Raw genomic sequence first — 20,976 nt, 5'->3', positions numbered from 1 at the left:
AGGCGGGGCAGGGCGGGGCGCCCGGGAGCGCCCCCAGGCATCAGAACTTGTACCGCACCGGGATGGATTTCGGGCCGCCGACAAAGTTGGCCTTGATAAAGCTCGGCTCGCCGGCAAGTTCGATGGATTTCACGCGGCTGAAGAGCTCCTCATAGATCGCCTGCATCTCGAGGCGTGCGAGGTGCATGCCGAGGCACATGTGCCCGCCATAGCCGAACGAGATCAGCTTGTTGGGCGAGCGGTCAGCCTTGAAGCTGAACGGGTCGTCGAAGACTTCTTCGTCGCGGTTCCCGGACGGGTAGCAGAGCAGCAGGCTTTCACCCTTGAGGATATTCTTGCCACGGAGGGTGTAGTCTTCCTGCGCGGTGCGCATGAAATGCTTGACCGGCGTCGTCCAGCGGATGGCCTCGTCCACCGCGGTGCGCGACATGCCTTTTGGGTCATCCATCATCTTCTTCAGTTCCGGCGGGCTCTGCAGCATGGCCAGCACGCCGCCACCGGTCGAGGCACTGGTCGTGTCGTGGCCCGCGGCTGCCGTGATGATGTAGTAGCTCATCGCTTCGAGCTGGCCGATCGGTTCGCCGTCGACCATTCCGTTGGCGATGACCGTGGAAACATCATCTTTCGGGTTTGCGCGGCGGTCTGCCGTGATCGAGGTGAAATACATGAAGAACTCGGCAAGCGTCGCCTGAATGGAGGCAAGCCCCTTCTCGACATCGCGCTCTTCGGCGAGGGATTTGTCGCGCATCAGGTCTTCGTCCTGCGCGCCGAAAATCTCCTGTGTCAGCTTGAGCATCATCGGCTCGTCCGACTCCGGAACACCCAGGATCTGCATGATCACGCGCAGCGGATAGTAAAGCGCAACGTCGCGCTGGAAGTCGCATTCACCCCCCAGGTCTTCCATCCGGTCGACATAGTGTTTGGCGATGCTGCGGATGGCGTCGTCGCGCTTTTTCACGTTCTGCGGCATGAACCATTCCTGGGTCAGGTGGCGCAGTTTGAAGTGCAGCGGATCGTCCAGCTGAACGAGCGTCTTGAGGAGGTGGGGCTGGCCGAACTTGGCGTACACGCCCTTCTCGGCCTCGTGATAGGACAGCATCTCGCGCTGGCCGTTCGTGAACAACTGGTTCTGGCGCGAGATTTCCATGATGTCGGCATGCTTGGTGACCGCCCAGAAAGGACGGAAATCCTTCGGCTCACACCAGGCGAGCGGGTCTTGCGCCCGCAGGCGCTTGAAGGCCGCGTCCAGAACCGGCTGATCCGCATAGACCGCTGGCGTCACGATCTGCTCGCAGGTTGCCGCCGCCGCTTCGCTCATGCGGCGCGCAGGATCTTTCTTTGTGTCCGGCGGAACCGCCAGCACATCGGTATTGGACATCGGATTTTCCTCCAGAGCGGATTTGCGGCGACTAGGACCGCTTCCCCTTTACTCTAGCGGAAGGGCCTCGCCTGCCAAGGCGTGACTTAGCGGCAGGGGCGGGCTTGGACGGCGCAGAATCTACCGTGTGCCCCAGTTGGGCCAGGGCAGTCTCCAGCAGGTCGGGCGGAACTTCATCGACCTGCCCGGGTTTCAGGTCTGCCAGCAGGAAGGGGCCGTAGCTGATCCGGATCAGCCGGTTCACGGTCAGGCCGACCGATTCCAGGGCTTTGCGTACTTCCCGGTTCTTGCCTTCGGTCAGAGTGACCGTCAGCCAGGAGTTGGCGCCCATCTCGCGATCAAAGACAGCCCTGATCGGCTGATATTTGACGCCCTCGACCGTGATGCCGCTCGCCAGTTCATCGATCTTGAGCTGGGTGACCGTGCCCTTGGCGCGCACACGGTAGGTGCGCTCCAGAGCAGATTTCGGCAGCTCCAGGAAACGCGCAAGCTCTCCGTCATTGGTCAGCAGCAGCAGGCCCTCGGTTGTCAGGTCGAGCCGTCCGACGGTCACGGTACGGGGGAGGGATTTTGGAAGCTCGTCAAAGATCGTCCGCCGGCCCGCGGGATCATTGGTCGTTGTGATGAGTCCAGAGGGTTTGTGATAGCGCCAGAGACGGCTGGCGTCGGGCGCCTGGATCGTCTTCCGGCCAACCTTGATCAGTTCCTTGCCCGTCACCTTGAACGCGGGAGACGACAGTTTCTGGCCATTTACGGTCACTTCGCCCGCCTCGATGAGGCGTTCGACCTCCGGCGTGACGCCACGCCAGCCCGGGCGAGGTATTTGGCGATCCGTTCGCCCTCGCTCCAGTCGGCAGGGACAGCGGCAGGTTTTCGGGGTTGGGGTGACCGCTTTGGGCCGGAAGGTTTCCGGGCCGGGCGGCCCGTCTCGCGACGCTCCGTCATGGCAATGTCTTTCTTTGATCTGGCTTTGATCTGGCTAAGGTCTGGTTTCAGCTGAGGAATTGCAGGACCGGGGCGCCAATAGCAAGGGCGAGGCCCACCTCCGTCGCCATCCAGATCGGGATGATCTTCGCGTTGCCGAGCCTGGCGCGGTCGAAGATCAGTGCCACGGTCCGCCCGATGGCTGCCCCCAGCCAACCGGCGGCGATCGGCATGACGACCAGGACCGAGCCTGCTGCCGGTGTCATCAGGACGATGACCAGCGCAACGCCGTGAACCATCAAAAGCAGGCCGCCATAGGTGGCGCGGAACTCCGAATAGCCTCCGCCTTTGGCCGGATCAGCCTTCAGGCGCACGACCCCGGAGGCCCATTCCGGCACGAGGAGGGCGCCCAGGCCCATGGCCGCCCCGAGCCCGAGGCCAGTAACTGCAAGGATTTCTGTAATCTGCATGCCTGATCCTATCGTTTCTCAGTTTCAGGATAGGCCGCCGGGACGGCGGGACCAGCCTTGTGTCCTGCCTGCACGAAAGGCCGGAGTTTTCTGAATTTCCTGTAAACCCTAACGGAATTTCGGACAAAATTAACTTTTGCGCGGCTTCAATGAGTACAAGTTCGCGGCGCTTCGGAGAATCACCTTCTTCCTGCCGCACCAGCGTGATCCGAGGACAAGACGCCCATGCGCATGAAGATGTTCGCTGCAGAATCGATGGAAGCTGCCAAGGCGATGATCTTTGCGGAGATGGGCGCAGATGCCGTGATCCTGTCCGAACGGGAAGTCGATGGCGGCGTCGAGGTTCGCGCGGCAACCGATCGCGCCGGGGCTGCGGCTGCCAGCAATGAACCTGTCTTCCTGCGGGATGCCCGCAATCTGGGCCATGGGCGCGGGGTCGACAATCCGATCTTTGCCCGGGTCCGTGATGCCCTGCTCTGGCATGGCGCGCCGCAACGGTTTGCCGAGCGCGTGGCCAGCGAGGGCGCCGGGCGCCGCCCCGGAGAATTCTCCGCGCCTGAGGAAGCGATGGCAGAAGGCCTGTCGCGCCTCGTGACCTGCGATCCGATCCCTGCGCGCATGGACCGCGACATTCTGCTTGTTGGTCCGCCCGGGCACGGGCGGACATCCACGGCTGCCAAGCTGACGCGCCGCGCCTCTGTTGCCCGCACTGAAATCACGCCGCTTGCCGCAGACCTCGACGGTTCTGCTGCGGGCGAACAGCTCGCCGCCTATCTGGAGCGCGAGCGCGACCAGATCCGCGTTGCTGAAACACCCGATGCGCTGTTCAGCGAGTTGCGTGCCCTGCGCAATGAAGGGCGCCGTTGTGTAATCGACCTTCCGGCGATCAATCCCTTCGAGGGCGATGATCTAGCCAGCCTTGGCGATCTGGTGGCCGCCATCCGCGCCGAGCCGGTTCTTGTGCTGTCCGCGGAGGGGCATCCGGACGACCTGGCTGAATCGGCACGGGCGTTCCACCGCGCCGGCGTCCGCCGCGCGATCCTTACGAAACTTGATGTTGTGCGCCGCCGGGGCGGGGCCATTGCGGCCCTGACGTCTTCCGGAATCGCCTTCTCACATCTGGCAATCACGCCCTTCATTGGCGGCGGACTTGTTCCGGCTGCCCCGTCACGTCTTGCTGCGCTTCTCATGGAAGATGCCCGCGGCGACGTGATTGCCCTCAGAGGAGCTGCATGATCCCATGAGCTTTGCCGTTCGCAGATCCCAGGACCGTCCCCCCGTTCGCCCGCCGCCGCGGGTTACCCCTGCTTCGGTTATCACCGTTGCCAGTGGCAAGGGCGGCGTTGGCAAGACGTTCGTCTCCATTTCGCTGGCCTCCTCGCTGGCCCAGTCCGGCCGCCGCGTGCTGCTCGTCGACGGCGACCTTGGCCTTGCCAATGTCGACGTTCAGCTGGGCATCGCGCCGGAGACCGATCTTGCGGCTGTTGTCGCTGGCTGGGTTGAGCTGGAAGATGCTGTGACGCCGATTGATGGCGGCGCCGGCCATGGCGGCTTTGATGTTCTGCCCGGACGCTCGGGCTCGGGCGCGCTGGCCGAACTGCCGACCGAAGAAGTAGCTCGCCTGGCCGCAGGCCTGTCGGCTCTGGCGCTTCAGTATGATCATGTCGTGATCGACCTTGGCGCGGGGATCGAAGCCAACTGCATGCGTCTGGCCCGTTCGGGCGACAAGGCGCTGATCGTGATCACGGATGATCCGTCCTCGATGACCGATGCCTACGCCTTCATCAAGGTTCTGCGCGGCTATGCGCCGTCGGTCGAGCCGCTGGTCTGCATCAATCAGGCAGATACGCGCGCCGCCGGACAGCGCACCTATGAAGCCATTGCGCGGGCCTGCCAGACTTTCCTCGGTTTCCGGCCGCGCCTTGCGGGGACCGTCATGCGCGATGCCAAGGTGCGCGATGCCATCCGTTGTCAGAAGACGCTGATGTCAATTGATCCGCAGGCCCAGCCTGTTCAGGATGTCATTGCAGTGGCACAGGTCATGATGGGGCAGGCCTCCGCCGAGATCGGCAACTGATCCGTTCAGAGAAAGTGAATCAATTCGTCTGTGTTCCAACGCTTTTTTAATACCTGTTAATAAAGGTACGTTAGGATTCACAATGTTAACCAAACCAGTTACGACTGACCTTAGGATGATTCGGGAGACGAGCGATGCGCGTCCTGCTAATTGAAGATGATCGGGCACTGGCCCGCTCAATCGAGCTGATGCTCAAAGCCGCTGGCTTCAACGTCTATCTCACCGACCTTGGTGAAGACGGTGTTGATATTGGCAAAGTCTATGAGTTTGACATGATCCTCCTGGATCTGTCGCTCCCGGACATCACCGGATTTGAGGTGCTCAAGCAGCTGCGCATGAGCCGGGTGAACACGCCTGTGATGATCCTCTCGGGCAATCCGGACATCGAAGCGAAGGTGAAAACCCTCGGCTACGGCGCCGACGATTACCTCACCAAGCCGTTCAACAAGGACGAGCTGATTGCCCGGATCACGGCCATCGTGCGCCGCTCCAAGGGCCACGCCGAGAGCGTTATCCGCACCGGCGACATTCTGGTGAACCTTGATGCCAAGACCGTCGAAGTCGACGGTGAGCGCGTCCACCTCACCGGCAAGGAATACGCCATGTTCGAGCTGCTTTCCCTGCGCAAGGGAACGACGCTCACCAAGGAAATGTTCCTCAACCACCTCTATGGCGGCCTCGACGAACCGGAACTGAAGATCATCGACGTCTTCATCTGCAAGCTGCGCAAAAAGCTGCAGCAGGCCACCGGCGGCAACCATTATATCGAAACCGTCTGGGGACGGGGCTATGTGCTGCGTGATCCGCGCCCGAACCAGAAAACCAGCGAGATCGAAGAAGCCGCCTGAGCTTCCTGAGACCTTTGAGAAAAACGCCCGGAGAGTTTTAGCTCTCCGGGCGTTTTTCATTGCAGGCGATAAGTTCCAGAAGGGCTATTTCTGTCCGCGGACTTCATCCGTGCCTTTGCGGGCGAGGCCGTCGGCGCGTTCGTTGCCCTCGTCTCCGGCGTGACCCTTCACCCAGACCCAGGTGATGTCGTGGCGCTTGCAGGCTTCTTCCATCGCCATCCACAATTCCTGATTTTTTACAGGCTTCTTGTCGGCGGTTTTCCAGCCATTGCGTTTCCAGCCCTTGATCCATTTGGTCAGGCCGTCCTTCACATAGGTGGAATCTACGTTCAACGTGACCTTTGACGGCCTTTTGAGAGCGCCCAGCGCCTCGATCACGGCCATCATTTCCATGCGGTTGTTGGTCGTGGCCGGATCGCCGCCATAGAGTTCCTTCTCATGGCCGTTCCAGCGGATGAGCGCACCCCAGCCGCCCGGGCCGGGATTTCCGCTGCAGGCGCCGTCAGTCCAGATTTCGATGATGTCTTTGTCGGTCATGGGAGCGGGGTGCGGGGCTTTGGCGCCGCCGTCAAGGCGGCTTCAGAAGACACTCACATCCATTTCCGTAACCTGGCGGGCCGGCTGTACGATGGCGTGAAACAGGAAGCCGCAGAAGGTGCCAGCCAGACTGCCAATGGCTCCGCCGCACATAAGCGCTCCGACGGCCGAGGCCGGGCCGCCAAACAGGCCAAAGACAAAGGTGGTGCCTCCGACGAGGAAGCCGCCCCAGATCGCGCCCCAGCGGAGGTAAGGGATCATGTGGGTAATGCCCCTGTGCGGGAAGCGGGCAATCGACAGGCCCAGCGCCAGGGCGGCGGCTGGAACTGTTATGAAAAACAGGATGAAATTCATCGCCGACAGCTGGGCCGCCAGCAGCGCCCCGCCGCGAAAGTCTCCGGCGCCGACCGCCGGGCCCGGCGTCTGGCCGGCCAGTTCGAAAACCATGAAACTGAGCATCATCACGAGAAACCCGACAATCGCCACAACGACGCAGGCGGCCATTGACGACAGAAGGAGCGCAAGCTTGACCCGCTTCACGCGCCTCGGCCGCGAGGCCATGGCATAGGCAGGCAGGACATCGTCTGCAGGTGAAGTGTCTCGTGGAAGTCCCGATACCGGGTGTTCGCTCATGCCCCATAGCCTTCGGCGCTTGCCATCTTGCGATGGAAAGCCAACCGGGCGGCGTATTCAAGAGGGTTTTTGGGCTTTACGAGGGCACCGGCCGGCGTCGAGGACCAGTCGGCAAGCCGTGTCAGGAAAAACCGCATGGCCGAGCCCAGGCAGAGGGCCGGCAAGGCTTCGCGTTCAGAAGCCTCAAGCGGGCGCACGGACTGGTATCCGGCAATCAGGGCAGATCCCTTGGAGAAATTATATTCCAGACGCGAGGCATCGCTCGCGTTGCCTTCCTCGAAGGCCCAGGAATTGAGGCAGACGGCAAGGTCATAGGCCAGGGCGTCGGTGCAGGCGAAATAGAAGTCGATGGCGCCGCTGAACGTGTCCCCAAGGAAGAAGGCGTTATCGGGGAAGAGATCGGCATGGATGGTGCCGCGCGGAAGCTCATCGGCAAAGGCGCGTGCCGCGCTGATCTGCTCGAAACAGGCATCCACCTCCGCTTCGAGGCCGGGCTGGAGCGCTTCGGCGTCTGCGCCGCGCCCCTCCCATAACCGTCGCCAGGAGGCGGGGCCGAGCGCGTTTTCCCGATGGCCTTTGAAGTCAGCGAGCGCAAGATGCATGCGCGCGAGCCCTTCACCCAGGGCGCGGCACTGCTTCGCGCTGGGGCGCCGGGGGGAGAGACCGTCCAGGAAAGTGACGATGACCGCCGGGCGGCCTTCCAGCGTGCGCAGCGCCTGGCCGTCCTGCCCCATGACCGGCTTGGGACAAGGAAAGCCATTTGAGGACAGATGCTGTTTCAGGCCGATGAAATAGGGCAGGTCGGCCGCGTTCACCCGCTTCTCGAAGAGGGTGAGGATGTAGCGTCCCTTGCGCGTCTCGAGATAAAAGTTCGAATTCTCGACGCCCTCGGCGATGCCCTTGAACGCAAGCGCCTCGCCGAGATCATACCCGGCGAGGAAGCCTGCGAGCGCTTCATCGGAAACTTGCGTGTATACCGCCATAGGCGGCGCCCTTACGCAGTTTTCGGCAGCATGTCACGGCTCAGCGTCTTGCCGGCCAGCAGGTAGTGGATCGCTGCCCAGCCATAAAGCGAGGCAAAGACCACGATCGCGTACTGCAGGCCGCGTGCGTCCGCGCTCCGGCACCCGGCGGCCTGTTCAGCCGCGAGCCCGGTCACATCACGGCACATAGCAAGCGTCAGGCCGAGGTCTGATCCGTTGATGAACATCGTCTTGAAAGCCGTGGACAGGAGGCCTGCGAGCGTCGGTCCAAGGCCGATACCGATCAGGTTGACGGCAAACAGGGTGATTGCGACGGCCGTTGCCCGTGTCCGGCTGTCCACAACGCCTGCGGAGACCGCATACATCGGGCCGAGGTAGAAGTAATGGAGCGTCGCCGCCAGCATCAGTGGCGGGATCATCAGCGGCACGGTAGGGCTGAGATAGCCAAGCCAGTAGAGCGGGACCGACAGGCCCATGCCCAGCGCCGGCATCCAGGAGAGTGCCGTCGGATAGCGCACTGACAGCTTGTCTGCGAGGAAGCCCGACAGGAATACGCCCAGCGCAGCCATCAGACCCAGCACGAGCGAGAAGATCAGCGCCGCTTCAGTCAGAGTCAGCCCATGCGTGCGCAGCAGGAACGAGGTCGAGAAGGCAGCCACGCCATACCCAGCGAAGGAGGCAACGGCAGCGCCGGCAACCACATGCACATAGGTGGGCTTGCGCATCAGATCCTTCAGTACCGTTCCAAACCCGTCCGGCACCGCCTTGCGCGGCGCGCCCGGAGGATCAGAATAGCCGCGCGGCGGTTCCTTGACCGTGAAAAACAGAATGACGGCGAAGAGAACGCCCGGCAGGCCTACGGCGATAAATGCGATGCGCCAGCCTTCAAGGCTGTTCCAGTCCACCAAACCCTGCGCCCAGGTCCAGCCCCAGGAACCGAGCAGATTGTAGACATTTTCGCCGGTCACATAGTCGTTGATCGGACCGGCTGCGAGGCCGGCCATCATGCCGCCCAGCGGAACGCCGAGGGCGTAGATTGAAGCGGCCGTCGCCCGGCTTGTCGGCTTGAAGTAATCGGCGATCACCGACTGGGCCGGAGGGGTGCAGCCTGCCTCGCCCACGCCTACCAGCAGGCGGAAGATGAACAGCGTCAGGAAACTGGTCGCAAAGCCGCAGAGCACTGTCATCAGGCTCCATAGGGTCAGAGAGATGATGATGATGAGCATCCGGTTGCGGCGTTCGGCGACGCGGGCAATCGGGATGCCAAGGGTTGTGTAGAAGATGGCGAAGGCGAGGCCGCCGAGCAGACCCATATGCCAGTCTTCAAGCTGCAGGGAGAGCTTCATCGGCTCGGTCAGGATCCCGAAAATCGAGCGGTCGATGAAGTTGAAGATGTAAACAACAAGCAGCGAAGTCAAAACATAGCCGCGATAAAGCGGGGTCCCGTATCCGGTCTTGTAGCCCGGGACGGCTTCGGTGGTTGTCTGGCTGGGAGTGGCGGCGTCGGTCATTCGGGTCTCCAAGACAGTCAGGCAAATGGTTTGAAACTTAATCGGCGGCGGGGCTCCAGCGATCCTTCAGGAAGGTGCGTGAAGCAAGGAAGTAGAAGGCAGCGGCGATAACCAGGAATATGACCGTGGCCACCATCGACTGGCGCAGGCCTTCAGCGTAGGCCGAGCAGAGGGCCGGACCCATTTCGCCGAGCTCCGCCATCCGCCCTGCGCATAGCCCGGGATTGAAGGTGGCGAAGGCCTCTTCCAGACCGTTCTTCTTGATGATGCCGCCCATGAAGGCACTGCTCATCATGCCAGTGAACATCGGCCCGAGGCCGTTCCCGATAAGGCTGACAATCAACAACAGCACTGAAACCGTTGTCGCGCGGGAGCGCGGGCTGACGATGGCGGTCGAGACGGTGTATTGCGCGCCGAGATAGGCGTAGTGGGCAATCGCCGCGATCACCCACATCCAGAACGCCATCGTCAGGGATGGCGTCAGGAAGGCGGCTATGTAGGCGGGGATGGCAATCAACAGGCCCACACCCGGCAGCCAGGCAACGATCGCCGGAAAACGCGGGGTGAACTTTTCCGACAGGAAGCCGCCAAGGAACGTGCCAAACGCGGCAACAGCGGCCAGCGGCGCGCCATAGCGAATGGCCGCTTCTGAAACACTTACCCCGTGCACCCGCATCAGGAACGGTGCCTGGAAGCTGATCAGGCCATAGCCGACAAAGGCAACAAAGGCAGCCCCGAGAGATAGTGACCAGAAGGTCGGCTTGGCGCCAAACTCCTTGAAGGCCTCGAAGAAGCCGGCCTTCTCAATCGGCGTCTTGCCTTTGGGATCGGAGTATCCGCGCGGCGGCTCCCGCGTCGTCAGCCAGAGGACCAGGGCAACCAGGACGCCCGGCGCGCCGACGATTACGAAGACCAGGCGCCAGCCTTCCACCTCTTCCCAGTTGATGCCGGAGAACAGGCCGCCGAGGCCGATGGAAGACAGGAAGTTTCCGAAATCAGCCCCCTGCAGGCCTGCGAGGGCGCCGCCAAAGAGCTGCGCCATCACCCCGCCGATAGTGACCCCCATCGAGTAAATGCCAATGGCATTCGCCCGGCTCTTGGGCGGGTAGTAATCGGTGATGATGGAATTGGCCGGCGGCGTGCAGCCCGCTTCGCCGATCGCCACACCGACCCTGAACAGCAGCAGCCAGATGAAGCTGGCGGCGAGGCCGCACAATACGGTCATCACAGACCAGATAACGACGCAGAGCGCGATGATGAAGACCCGGTTGCCCCGGTCTGCCCACATCGCGATCGGGATGCCCATCAGCGCATAGAACAGGGCGAAGGGCGGGCCGGTGAGGAGGCCCCATTGGGCGTCACTCAGGGAGAAGGTGTTGATGATCGGCTGGGCGACAACCGTGATGACGGTCCGGTCTATGAAGTTCAGCGTGTAGATCAGCGTCAGGGCAATCAGCACATAGGAGCGATACGGCTTGGTGCCGAAACCGGTGATATGCCCGTTGCCGGTGTCGGCCGCGTCTGCGGTTGCCGTCATGTGTTGCTCGCCTCCCAGGAAAGACACGCTTCTGCCGGCGCGCTGGATTATGTCGCGACGGTAACGGTCCCGCTGCCGCCCGCAAGCCTTATCGTCAGGGAAGGGCGCAGGGAGCGCTGCAGTTTCACCTGGCGGGTGAGTTGGACTTTTCCCGGGGCGGGACTAATTTCTCCGCCTGGATGGAATTCCACAAGTCAGCGTGAGGCGCCCTGCCATGAACACTCTCCGGAAAATGACCGCCCTCGGATCAGTTCACCGGAAGAATGTTTGCAATGCCAGCCTCCATCACACTCGCCTCTGTGACATATGCCCTGGCTGACGGCCGGGTTCTTTTTTCAGACCTCAGCTTCAGTTTCAATCAGGAACGCGTTGGCCTTGTGGGGCGCAATGGTGTCGGCAAATCGAGCCTGCTCACGCTGATCGCCGGCGCGGCGCAGCCAGCCTTCGGTGCCGTCAGGCTGGCCGGCACAATCGGAACTTTGCGCCAGTCCTTCACGCCTGAGCCGGCAGAAACCCTCGCGCGCCTGTTCGGCGCCGGGTCTGCGCTCGGGCGCCTTGCCCGCATTGAGGCAGGTGAAGGCACCGAAGACGACTTTGCCCAGGCCGACTGGACACTGGAAGCGCGCCTCGCAGAAGCACTGGCGCGGGCGGGCCTTTCCGGCATCGGCATCAACACACCCCTCATGCGCCTTTCGGGCGGCCAGCGCACACGGGCCAGCCTCGCGGCGCTTGCGCGGTTCAGGTTCCGGGCGGGCGCCGCGCGGCAGACCGTATCGACGCTCAGCGGCGGAGAGCGGCTGCGGGCTGGACTTGCCTGCGTCCTCGGCGGCCGATCTCCGCCCCAGCTGCTCATCCTGGACGAGCCGACGAACCATCTGGATGTTGCCTCGCTCGAAACGGTCGAGGCGGGCCTCAATGCCTATGATGGCGCGCTGCTGATCGTCAGCCATGACGAAGCCTTCCTCGCGCGCATCGGCATTACGCGCCGGATCAGCCTTTGATGAGGCCGGAAGTCCGGAAAACGAGATGACCGTGTACGGTAGGTTCAAATAGCCAAGGCACATCAATGATCTCGCCGGTGATCCCGATGTCTGCGCGCCAAGGTTTGGGGTCGCCGGCGGGGTGATTGTGGACAAGGATGAGACTGGAGGCCTGCAGTTCCGGCGCCCGCCGCGCGATCTGGCGCGCATAGACCGGTGCAGGGTCGAGCGTGCCCCGGCCGATGATCTCGTCCAGGATCAGCTGGTTCTTCCGGTCAAGGAAGATCACGCAGAACTGCTCGTCCTTTTCATGCTGAAGCTCGCGGCGCACACAGGCTACCAGCACAGACCAGGAGGGGATAACCTCCTTCGCCTTGATCTCCTCGCGCCCGGCGCGGGATGAAGGCCTGGAGCAGCTTTTCCAGGATCTGATGGTCGTCCGGGGCCCCGCTTCAGGAGCCTGGCGCGCTGCCGGTCGCGATGGCCTTGGCAGCGGGGTTTTCGTCTGCGCTGCGCTCCCCCTCCGAGACCGGGTCAGAGCGTCACCTTGTAAGGCTCATGCCAGCCCCTGGGGGAGGCGGAGAAGATCTCCACGCCGGTTTCGGTCACGCCCACAGAGTGTTCGAACTGGGCCGAAAGCTGGCGGTCGCGGGTCACGGCGGTCCAGCCATCGGGAAGGATCGCAGCGTCGCGGCGGCCGAGGTTCAGCATCGGTTCGATGGTGAAGAACATGCCAGGCTTGAGCACCGGCCCGGTTCCGGCCTTGGCCGAGTGGACCACGTTGGGTTCGTCATGGAAGAGGCGGCCGAGACCATGGCCGCAGAAATCATCGACAACGGAGTAGCGGTTGAGGCGGGCAATCTCGCTGATCGCGCCGCCAATGTCCCCAAAGTGGCCGCCAGGCTTTACTGCGGCAATGCCTGCCATCAGGGCCTCATAGGTCACTTCCATGAGGCGCTCGGCTTTGCGCTTTACCTCGCCCACGCCGTACATGCGGCTATGGTCACCATGCCAGCCATCGATGATGAGGGTCACATCGATATTGGCGATGTCCCCTTCCTTCAGCGCCTTGCCGCCGGGAATGCCGTGGCAGATGACGTGGTTCACTGAGATGCAGGAGGCATGGCGGTATCCGCGATAACCGATCGTGGCCGAAACCGCGCCGTTATCCTGAACGAATTGGCGGACCAGATTGTCCAGGTGCTCGGTCGTCACTCCGGGTTTTACTTCCGGCACGAGCATGTCGAGGCATTCGGCGACGAGACGGCCGGCGCGGCGCATCCCCTCGAAGCCTTCGGCATCGTGGATCCGGATTTCGCCCGTGCGCATGGGCAGGAGAAGATGTGTGTCGTTCATTGTCCCAATATGGCAGGGCAAAGAGCTGTTTTCCACACCTAATCAACTGCTGCCTTGCCGAAGAGAGCAGCCGCTGCCAGTTAGGGGCAAGACCAATGGCGGGAGAGAACACCATGACCAGCTTCAGGAAATCTCTTGCCGGAACGGCGGCGTTGTCGCTGGCCGCCCTTCTGGCCGCTTGCGCTACTGCCCCGGCCGTCTCTGTTCCCGAAGATACGTCTCAGCCCCTCTCGGTTGTGGCCCAGCCCGGGCCAGAGGCGTTCGATCAGGACGCGGTTCGCGCGCTGGAAGACCGGATGGTGCAGTATGTGACGGACGGGCAGGTGAAGGGCATCGCGACCCGGCTGGTCAAGGACGGTAAGATCGTCTCCGACATCCAGGCCGGTATACGCCGGCAAGCCGATCAGGCCCCGCTTGCCGGAGACACGATCTACCGCATCTATTCCATGTCCAAGCCGGTCACGGGCGTGGCGCTCATGATGCTGTGGGAAGAAGGCAGGTTCCAGCTCGACGATCCGGTCTCCAAACACATCCCGGAACTGGGCAGCCTGCAGGTTTTCAAGGGTATGGACACAGATGGCCAGCCCATCCTTGAGCCTGCCAGCCGCCAGCCCACCATCCAGGAACTGATGAGCCACACCGCCGGTTTCGGCTATGGTCTGCGCGGGGGCGACTATGTGAATGACAGGTTCCGGGAACTCGATATATTCGCTGCGCCGGACATGGACACCTTTATGCAGCGTGTCTCGTCCATCCCGCTCTTGCACGAGCCGGGCACCACCTGGGACTATTCGATCTCCGTCGATATCCAGGGCTATCTGATCGAGAAACTGTCGGGCCAGACGCTTGGGGAGTTCTTCCAGACCCGCCTCTTCGATCCGCTTGGCATGAAGGACACCGCCTTCTTCGTTCCCGAAGCAGAGTATGACCGGTTTGCCGATGTCTATGTCAACGCGCCGGATGGCTCGGGCTTTGTCCCGGCCGGCGCCCCGGGCTTCCAGTTCCGCAAGGAAACCATTGCGTTTGAAGGCGGCGGCCATGGCCTCGTCTCAACGATGGACGACTATGCCCGCTTTGCCCAAATGCTCGTCAATGAAGGCACGCTCGGCGGCGTGCAGATCCTCAAGCCGGAGACGGTGCGCCTGATGGCGACCGATCATCTGCCAAACGGGGTCTATATCGGCCATGACGGCACATCTGCCGATGAGGCGACCGGGGTCGGCTTTGGCCTTGATGTGGCCGTTGTCCTGGAGCCGGGCAAAGACCGGGCTTATCCTGTCGGCGCCTATATGTGGGGCGGAGCGGCGGGCACCTGGTTCTGGGTGGACCCTGCGAACGACCTTTACTTCATCGGCATGATCCAGCACTTCGGCGGCGCCGGACCGGGCTTTGATGCCCGCGCCGCATCCGCCCGCCTTGTCTATGAAGCCCTCGAGGAAACTGAATGACCCAGCCCACCGCCGCTGTCCTGCTGATCGGGGATGAACTCCTCTCGGGGCGCACCCGTGACATCAATCTCCAGCAGATCGCGCAGTATCTGGAGCCGATCGGCATACCGGTTCTCGAGTGCCGGACGGTGCCGGACGTGCAGGAGGAGATCGTGGCGGCGGTCAATGCGCTGCGGGCGAAGTACACCTACGTCTTCACCACGGGCGGCATCGGTCCGACGCATGACGACATCACGGCCGACGCTATTGCGGCAGCCTTCAATACCGGCATTTCGGAACACCCCGAGGTGATGGCGGAGATGGCGGAACGCTACAGGGCCATGAACACCGAATTCACCCCGGCCCGCCGCCGTATGGCCCGCATTCCGCATGGGGGAAGGATCGTGAAAAACCCGGTCTCTGGCGCGCCGGGCTTCCAGATGGAGAACGTGTTCACGCTGGCCGGCGTGCCCCAGATTGCCCGCGCGATGCTCGAAGACATCGGCCCGCGCCTGGAAGGCGGCGAGCGGGTTCACAAGGTCCAGCTGCGCGGGGCGGGCCTGCGCGAGGGTGACCTTGCCGAACGGCTCGGAGACATTGCCAGGACTTATCCCGGGGTCTCCATCGGTTCCTATCCCTGGTATCTGGGCATGGGCGACAATGGCGTCGCGCTGGTTGCCCGCGCGAGCGATACTGCCCTGCTGACGACCGTTCAGGGCGAGCTGGAGGCTCTGATGCGCAGCCTGGGCGTGGAGCCTGTGCTCGATCCGGCCTGACCGGAAAAGCGTCGATAAGGGGACAAAAAACTTCAACCATTGCGCCAACCCCGCGCTATAAAATGCCAGCGAAACTCCCGGGGGAGGGGACAATATGCAATTCCTGACACGCGCGCCGGTCCTGTGGGCGCTCTTTGCTCTGATGATCATTGCAGCCGCCGGCTTCGAGATTTTCGCCCCTTCTGTCGGCGGGGCCTATCTCGACCTTGTGTCCGAGCCCGTCGAAGTCCGCGCCCTGTTTGAGGGGCTGACAGCTGATCAGAAGACCGCACATTTCTGGGTGACCCTGATCATCGACACGCTGTTCCCGCTGAGCTTCGGCCTCCTGTTTGCGGGCATGGCGCTGCGCTTCTTCGGCAAGTGGGGGAAGATCGCTTCTGTGCCGGCCTTTGCCGTCCTGATCCTTGATCTCACCGAGAACACGGTCCAGGCCCTCGCCCTGTCGGGCGTGGCGGACGCGCTCGATGCCAAGGTGTGGATCACCCCGGTCAAGTTCGGCCTGTTCTGGCTGGCAGCGGCGATCGCTGTCCTGGCCGCGCTGATCGGCGTCTTCCGGCTGGTAACCCGCCGCAAAGGGTAAGGGCGGACGCCGCGTCAGGCTTGGCGGGCCCTGCCGCCCGTCCTAACACCTCTTGCGACTATATCCGGAGGAACGCCCCATGTCCCAGCCCATCGTCCTGACCGAACGCCACGGCGCCGTCTGCCTCGTCACGCTTAATCGCCCCGACGCCCTCAATGCGCTCAACCGTGCCCTGCGCGCCGAGATCGTGCGCGTGTTCACCGAGCTGAAGGACGACCCGGAAATCCGCGCTGTCGTGCTGACCGGCGCGGGCCGGGCGTTCACCGCTGGCATCGACCTTAAGGAAGCGGGCCAGACCGGCTTTGCCCTCGGCGCGGACGAGGATTCCAAATCGATCAACATGCTCGCAGCCCTTGAAGCCTATCCCTGGCCGATCATCGGCGCGATCAACGGCTTTGCCATCACCGGCGGCTTTGAGCTTGCCCTGATGTGCGACGTGCTGCTCGCCTCCGAGCATACACGCTTTGCCGACACCCATGCGCGCGTCGGCATCGTGCCAGGCTGGGGGCTCTCGCAGAAACTCTCCCGCCTGATCGGCATAAGCCGAGCCAAGGAACTCTCCTTCACGGGCAATTTCATCGACGCGCACACGTCGGAAAAATGGGGCCTCGTCAACCGCGTTTACCCGGCTGCTGAGCTTGTTCCCGCTGCGCTGCAGATGGCGGCCGAGATGACGTCCACCAACCCGGATCTCCTGCGCAAGTACAAGGCCCTGATCGATGACGGCTTCGGCATGAATTTCGCCGCCTCGATGAAGGAAGAAGTGACCCGATCGATCGAGCATTCCAGGTCGGTTTCAGCGTCGGCCGTGGAAGAAGCCCGCAAGCAGGTCACCGCGCGGGGCCGGGACCAGCAGGGCTGACAACTCAAGCCCGTCCGGGTTGCGTTGTCGCAAAGGGCGGGTTTAACAGAGGCCAGATTTCAGAGAAGTCCCGGGAGGAATGAATGCGCGATGTGGTGATTGTCGAGCCGGTACGGACGGCGGTGGGCGGTTTTGGCGGCTCGTTCAAGAGCGTGCACGCGCATGAACTGGGCGCGGCTGTGGTCGAGGGCCTGATGGCGCGGACGGGCCTGGCCAGGGACAAGGTCGATGATGTGATCTTTGCCCAGTGCTATCCGTCGATGGACGCGCCTGCGCTCGGCCGCGTTGTGGCGCTGGACGCCGGTCTGCCGGTGGACGTCACCGGCATGCAGATCGACCGGCGCTGCGGCTCGGGGCTTCAGGCGATCATCAACGCCACGATGCAGGTGGCCACCGGCGCGATGGATTGCGTGATCGCAGGGGGCGCAGAATCGATGAGCAACGCGCCGTTCTATTCCACCAACTGGCGCTGGGGCCTCGGCCAGGGCAACATGACCGTGCATGACGGCCTTGTTAATGGCCGTCTTACCGCGGGCGGGAAGAACTTCCCCGTGCCCGGCGGCATGCTGGAGACGGCGGAAAACCTGCGCCGCGATTACCAGATCACCCGCGAGGCGCAGGACGAGTTTGCCGCCGCCTCCCATGCCAAGGCTGTGGCCGCGCAGAAGGCCGGCGTGTTTGCAGAAGAGATCATTCCGTTCACGGTCAAAGGCCGAAAGGGCGACACGGTTGTCGACAGCGACGAGCATCCGCGCGGCGACTCCACGGTGGACGTGCTCTCCAAGCTCAAGGCCATCCGCCTGAAGCAGGACGCAGAAGCCACCGTGACTGCCGGCAATGCCAGCGGCCAGAATGATGGCGGATCGGCCTGTCTGGTGATGACCCGCGAACTGGCAGAGGCCAACGGCCTCAAACCCCTCGCCCGGCTTGTCTCCTGGGCTGTGGCGGGCGTCGGCCCGGCGGTGATGGGGATTGGCCCTGTTCCGTCTACGGAAAAAGCGTTGAAGCGGGCCGGTCTCAGCCTGAAAGACATCGATCTGATCGAGCTGAATGAGGCGTTTGCTGCGCAGGTGCTTGCCTGCACCAAGGCGATGGGCTTCTCCAAAGAGGACTATGCGCGCCTCAATGTACACGGCTCCGGCATTTCTCTTGGCCACCCGGTCGGCGCGACAGGCGGGCGGATCCTGGCCACGATGCTGCGCGAGATGGACCGGCGCGGGGCGCGCTATGGCCTTGAAACCATGTGTATTGGCGGCGGGCAGGGACTCGCGGCGGTGTTCGAGCGCGTTAACTGAGAAACCTGTCAGGCTCCGGAGCGTCCGGAGCCTGACAGTAAATTAAACTTGCATTCTGCCTGTGGATAGCGCATATGCCTGCCATCGACATTGGCCGGACGATCAGGCGCGTGCGCTCACCAAGGTGAGTTGCGGTTTCAGAAACTCTCCAAAATTCGATATGCAAGGGCTGACGCATTGTCAGTCCACCAATGACTATGAGACTTATATAAATGACAAATGGTATCGTGAAGTTCTTCAACAGCCAGAAGGGCTTCGGCTTCATTTCGCCCAACGACGGCGGAAATGACGTATTCGTGCACATCTCGACGCTCGAGCGTTCGGGTATCGCCCACCTGAACGAAGGTCAGAAAGTGTCGTACGACACCGCCATCGACAAGCGTTCCGGCAAGTCGGCGGTCAGCGCCATCGAGCTGGCCTAATCTTTCCCGCAGGCAGACGCCTCTGGCTCGCCTGCGCAGATGACCAGATTTTTAAGCGCGCCTTCCTGACGGGAGGCGCGCTTTTCGTTGGGACAGATCAGAAGGCTTTGGACAGGCCGATCAGGATATGACGGTCGCTTTCGTCGGGTCCATCCTGCTCGTTTTGGAACTGGTTGAGATAGCCAAGGCTCAGTTCGAGCGTCTCTGACACGGCCCAGTCAATCCTCGCCTTGGTCCGCACTTCGCTCAGGCCGGTTTCGGCGCCCCAATCGGTCTTGAACAATTCAAAATAGACTTCCGGCCCAGCCGAGAGGGTGAACGGCGTTCCGGGAACCTTGTAGGACACTGTCACACGCTGGCGGATGCGCGCGCCGGTGTCGTCAAAGCTCTCCCGGTAGCGTTGCTCCATGCGGGTCCGGCCCGACACTTCAAAGCCCCCGCCCCGGGCGATGTCATAGCTTGCCTGCTGCCAGAGGCGGTGCTCATTCCGGTCCGGTCCGGACTGGTTTGTGTGGCCCCAGTAGTAGCCGCCTGCGAGTTCGACGCCAGGGCGCAGCGCGTAGGTCACGCCGGGACGCAGTTCGATGCGCGAGGGTGCGCCATCCGGTTCGTAGCGGGAATTGATTTCCAGACGGGGTCCCAGCTGCCCGTCTGCTGAAGGGCCCGCTGTGAGGTCGATCGATGTCCAGACCTGGTTTTCCGCCATCGCGGCCGGGGCCGCGGCGCAGGTCAGGGCAATAAGGGCAAAGGATGCACGTTTCACCGGGCAGCGTCTAACCCAACAAATCTGACACAATACTGACAGCTCGCGGGGCGCAGGTATCTTAAACCTACGCGTCGATTGTATATTTGTGACAACCCGGCTGGCGCCGCTGCGGTCCGGCCTCAGAGGCCGAAATACAGGGTCACGATTATCACGCAGGCGATGTTGAGCCAGAAGCCGGTCCGCATCATCCGCCCGATCGAGAATTGCCGCATGCCGAAGACAACCGCATTCGGCCCGGTCGCGATCGGCAGCATGAAGGCGCAGGAGGCGGCCATCGCGCAAGGGATGATGAGGCTGCGCACGTCCACGCCGGTTGCCATCGCCAGCGCGCCCAGAACGGGCAGGAACGTCGTCATGGCGGCCACATTCGACATGATTTCTGTCAGGAAGATGATGATCGCGACGACGATGAGGATGAGGATGATGGGCGGCACATTGGCAAAGCCGGCCAGGGAGTTGCCGAGCCATCCGGCGAGCCCCGAAGCCTGGACAGCCGCAGCCAGAGACAGGCCCCCGCCAAACAGCAGGACGACATCCCATGGCACAGCGCGGGCATCGTCCCAGTTAAGGAGCGCCCAGCCGCCGGGCTGGTGTTCAGGGGCATGGCTGCCATGGGGCACAAGGAACATCAGGATGGCGCCGAGAATGGCGATGCCCATGTCGGTGAGACCGGCGAGGAGAGGTATCTGGACCAGCTGCTCGCGCGTGATCCAGGCAAGGGCCACGACGCCGAAGACGATGGCGACGCGGGTTTCAGGAGTGGTCATTCGGCCGAGTGCGTTGCGCTGGTTGCGGATCGTGGCTTCGGCGGCCCTGGCGGCGGCGGCGTCGGACCTGAGGCCCCAGGTCAGGATCAGCCAGGCCAATGGCAGCATGATGAGGGCAACCGGCAGGCCCAAACTCATCCATTCCCGGAAGCTGATGTCGATCCCGGCATTTTCGCTGAGCCAGCCTATGGCGATCAGGTTGGTGGGTGTGCCGACCGGGGTGGCGAGGCCGCCGATGGAGGCGGAATAGGCAATTCCCAGCAGAAGCGCGCCGGCAAGGCGCGGGCCACCGCCGGCGGCCACCGCGACGGAGAGGGCAATTGGCGCCATCATCAGGCTGGTGGCCGTATTGGAAATCCACATCGACAGAAGGGCCGTGGCGAGCATGAAGCCGCCCGCGAGCAGTTTCAGGCGGGCGCCCGACAAGAGAAGGACGTTGAGGGCGATGCGCCGGTGGAGGTGCCATTTCTCGATGCCGATCGCCATGATGAACCCGCCCAGAAGGAGCAGGACAACCTGATCGGCATAAGGGGCGGCGATGTCCCTCAGGCTGGCGACACCGGTGAGGGGGAGAAGGCCGAGAGGCAGCAGGGAGGTCACCGCAATTGGCACGGCCTCGGTGGCCCACCAGACCGCCATGAGAACGAGCACAGCGGCCACCAGCATACCGCCTCGCTCCAGACCTTCGGGCGGGGGCAGGAGGGCGATCAGGATGGCCAGCGCCGGACCGATGAACAGGCCGAGCTGCGCGGCAATGCCTGGCCGCAACGCGGCGGCTTGCCGGTCTCCAGTCGTCATGTGCGTTTCCCCGCGATCTTCTTGCCGGGAAAGCTAACGATTTTTCGCA

The 20,976-nt window shown here is 62.8% G+C and carries 22 protein-coding genes; 10 read left to right on the top strand and 12 right to left on the bottom strand.

Features of this window, described 5'->3' with window-relative positions; genetic code table 11:
* Nucleotides 1–40: 40 nt before the first annotated feature.
* The 3 genes from KG722_RS00570 to KG722_RS00560 all read right to left on the bottom strand — a co-directional run bounded on the left by KG722_RS00570 (nucleotide 41) and on the right by KG722_RS00560 (nucleotide 2,772).
* The gene (locus KG722_RS00570) at nucleotides 41–1,378 is read right to left on the bottom strand and encodes a cytochrome P450 (RefSeq protein ID WP_213268456.1); all 1,338 of its coding nucleotides are present in this window, start codon (nucleotides 1,376–1,378) and stop codon (nucleotides 41–43) included.
* A 31-nt stretch (nucleotides 1,379–1,409) separates the two neighbouring features.
* Nucleotides 1,410–2,138, bottom strand: coding sequence for a pseudouridine synthase (locus KG722_RS00565; protein ID WP_366909837.1), 729 nt, complete (start codon nucleotides 2,136–2,138; stop codon nucleotides 1,410–1,412).
* A gap of 232 nt (nucleotides 2,139–2,370) precedes the next feature.
* Complete coding sequence (locus KG722_RS00560) at nucleotides 2,371–2,772, bottom strand: hypothetical protein (protein WP_213268455.1); 402 nt, start codon at nucleotides 2,770–2,772, stop codon at nucleotides 2,371–2,373.
* 225 nt (nucleotides 2,773–2,997) lie between these two features.
* Here KG722_RS00560 and KG722_RS00555 point away from each other — a divergent pair, with 225 nt between their 5' ends.
* From KG722_RS00555 to ctrA, 3 genes are all read left to right on the top strand, one after another.
* Entirely contained in the window at nucleotides 2,998–4,008 is a 1,011-nt protein-coding gene (locus KG722_RS00555) for a flagellar biosynthesis protein FlhF-like protein (RefSeq protein WP_300998116.1), read from the top strand.
* A 4-nt stretch (nucleotides 4,009–4,012) separates the two neighbouring features.
* Nucleotides 4,013–4,849, top strand: a complete 837-nt coding sequence (locus tag KG722_RS00550) for an AAA family ATPase (protein ID WP_213268454.1) — start codon at nucleotides 4,013–4,015, stop codon at nucleotides 4,847–4,849.
* Nucleotides 4,850–4,983: 134 nt separating this feature from the next.
* Entirely contained in the window at nucleotides 4,984–5,697 is a 714-nt protein-coding gene (ctrA, locus tag KG722_RS00545) for a response regulator transcription factor CtrA (RefSeq protein WP_213268453.1), read from the top strand.
* A gap of 84 nt (nucleotides 5,698–5,781) precedes the next feature.
* On the opposite strand, the gene rnhA is transcribed toward ctrA, so the two are convergent.
* Genes rnhA through KG722_RS00520 form a run of 5 tightly spaced genes read right to left on the bottom strand, consistent with a single transcriptional unit; the run spans nucleotide 5,782 to nucleotide 10,898 of the window.
* Nucleotides 5,782–6,234, bottom strand: a complete 453-nt coding sequence (gene rnhA / locus KG722_RS00540; protein ID WP_213268452.1) for a ribonuclease HI — start codon at nucleotides 6,232–6,234, stop codon at nucleotides 5,782–5,784.
* Nucleotides 6,235–6,276: 42 nt separating this feature from the next.
* Nucleotides 6,277–6,867, bottom strand: coding sequence for a hypothetical protein (locus KG722_RS00535; RefSeq protein WP_213268451.1), 591 nt, complete (start codon nucleotides 6,865–6,867; stop codon nucleotides 6,277–6,279).
* The gene (gene thrB, locus KG722_RS00530; protein WP_213268450.1) at nucleotides 6,864–7,850 is read right to left on the bottom strand and encodes a homoserine kinase; all 987 of its coding nucleotides are present in this window, start codon (nucleotides 7,848–7,850) and stop codon (nucleotides 6,864–6,866) included. The genes KG722_RS00535 and thrB overlap by 4 nt, the downstream gene beginning before the upstream one ends.
* A gap of 11 nt (nucleotides 7,851–7,861) precedes the next feature.
* A complete protein-coding gene (locus tag KG722_RS00525) occupies nucleotides 7,862–9,361 on the bottom strand; it encodes an MFS transporter (protein ID WP_213268449.1) in 1,500 nt (499 codons plus the stop codon).
* Nucleotides 9,362–9,398: 37 nt separating this feature from the next.
* Nucleotides 9,399–10,898, bottom strand: a complete 1,500-nt coding sequence (locus tag KG722_RS00520) for an MFS transporter (protein ID WP_213268448.1) — start codon at nucleotides 10,896–10,898, stop codon at nucleotides 9,399–9,401.
* A 272-nt stretch (nucleotides 10,899–11,170) separates the two neighbouring features.
* Here KG722_RS00520 and KG722_RS00515 point away from each other — a divergent pair, with 272 nt between their 5' ends.
* Nucleotides 11,171–11,899: an ATP-binding cassette domain-containing protein gene (locus KG722_RS00515; protein ID WP_213268447.1), complete on the top strand. Its 729-nt coding sequence runs from the start codon at nucleotides 11,171–11,173 to the stop codon at nucleotides 11,897–11,899.
* Here KG722_RS00515 and KG722_RS14870 read toward each other — a convergent pair.
* Both KG722_RS14870 and map read right to left on the bottom strand, forming a co-directional pair.
* Complete coding sequence (locus KG722_RS14870; RefSeq protein WP_366909832.1) at nucleotides 11,889–12,224, bottom strand: JAB domain-containing protein; 336 nt, start codon at nucleotides 12,222–12,224, stop codon at nucleotides 11,889–11,891. The genes KG722_RS00515 and KG722_RS14870 overlap by 11 nt on opposite strands.
* Nucleotides 12,225–12,412: 188 nt before the next feature.
* Nucleotides 12,413–13,234 (bottom strand): type I methionyl aminopeptidase, encoded by an 822-nt coding sequence (gene map, locus KG722_RS00505; RefSeq protein ID WP_213268446.1) that lies wholly within the window; start codon nucleotides 13,232–13,234, stop codon nucleotides 12,413–12,415.
* Nucleotides 13,235–13,347: 113 nt separating this feature from the next.
* On the opposite strand from map, the gene KG722_RS00500 reads away from it, so the two are divergent.
* The 6 genes from KG722_RS00500 (at nucleotide 13,348) to KG722_RS00475 (ending at nucleotide 18,596) form a co-directional block, all read left to right on the top strand.
* Entirely contained in the window at nucleotides 13,348–14,682 is a 1,335-nt protein-coding gene (locus KG722_RS00500) for a serine hydrolase domain-containing protein (RefSeq protein WP_213268445.1), read from the top strand.
* Complete coding sequence (locus KG722_RS00495; RefSeq protein WP_213268444.1) at nucleotides 14,679–15,437, top strand: molybdopterin-binding protein; 759 nt, start codon at nucleotides 14,679–14,681, stop codon at nucleotides 15,435–15,437. The genes KG722_RS00500 and KG722_RS00495 overlap by 4 nt, the downstream gene beginning before the upstream one ends.
* A gap of 94 nt (nucleotides 15,438–15,531) precedes the next feature.
* The gene (locus KG722_RS00490; protein ID WP_213268443.1) at nucleotides 15,532–16,017 is read left to right on the top strand and encodes a hypothetical protein; all 486 of its coding nucleotides are present in this window, start codon (nucleotides 15,532–15,534) and stop codon (nucleotides 16,015–16,017) included.
* Nucleotides 16,018–16,096: 79 nt separating this feature from the next.
* Nucleotides 16,097–16,879 carry an enoyl-CoA hydratase gene (locus tag KG722_RS00485; protein WP_213268442.1) on the top strand — a complete coding sequence of 261 codons (783 nt, stop codon included), beginning with the start codon at nucleotides 16,097–16,099 and terminating at the stop codon, nucleotides 16,877–16,879.
* An 83-nt stretch (nucleotides 16,880–16,962) separates the two neighbouring features.
* Nucleotides 16,963–18,174, top strand: a complete 1,212-nt coding sequence (locus tag KG722_RS00480) for an acetyl-CoA C-acetyltransferase (RefSeq protein ID WP_213268441.1) — start codon at nucleotides 16,963–16,965, stop codon at nucleotides 18,172–18,174.
* Between the two features lie 212 nt (nucleotides 18,175–18,386).
* On the top strand, nucleotides 18,387–18,596 hold the full coding sequence (locus tag KG722_RS00475) for a cold-shock protein (RefSeq protein ID WP_213268440.1): 210 nt from the start codon (nucleotides 18,387–18,389) through the stop codon (nucleotides 18,594–18,596).
* Nucleotides 18,597–18,693: 97 nt separating this feature from the next.
* Here KG722_RS00475 and KG722_RS00470 read toward each other — a convergent pair whose 3' ends face one another.
* Together KG722_RS00470 and KG722_RS00465 are read right to left on the bottom strand one after the other, a co-directional pair.
* Entirely contained in the window at nucleotides 18,694–19,359 is a 666-nt protein-coding gene (locus KG722_RS00470) for a DUF2490 domain-containing protein (RefSeq protein WP_213268439.1), read from the bottom strand.
* A gap of 122 nt (nucleotides 19,360–19,481) precedes the next feature.
* Entirely contained in the window at nucleotides 19,482–20,927 is a 1,446-nt protein-coding gene (locus tag KG722_RS00465; RefSeq protein WP_213268438.1) for a DASS family sodium-coupled anion symporter, read from the bottom strand.
* Nucleotides 20,928–20,976: the final 49 nt, after the last annotated feature.

Origin of the sequence: Hyphomonas sp. (assembly GCF_018402285.1) — a bacterium.
Classification (GTDB): Bacteria; Pseudomonadota; Alphaproteobacteria; order Caulobacterales; family Hyphomonadaceae; genus Hyphomonas.
This window is presented reverse-complemented; position numbering and strand designations above follow the sequence as displayed.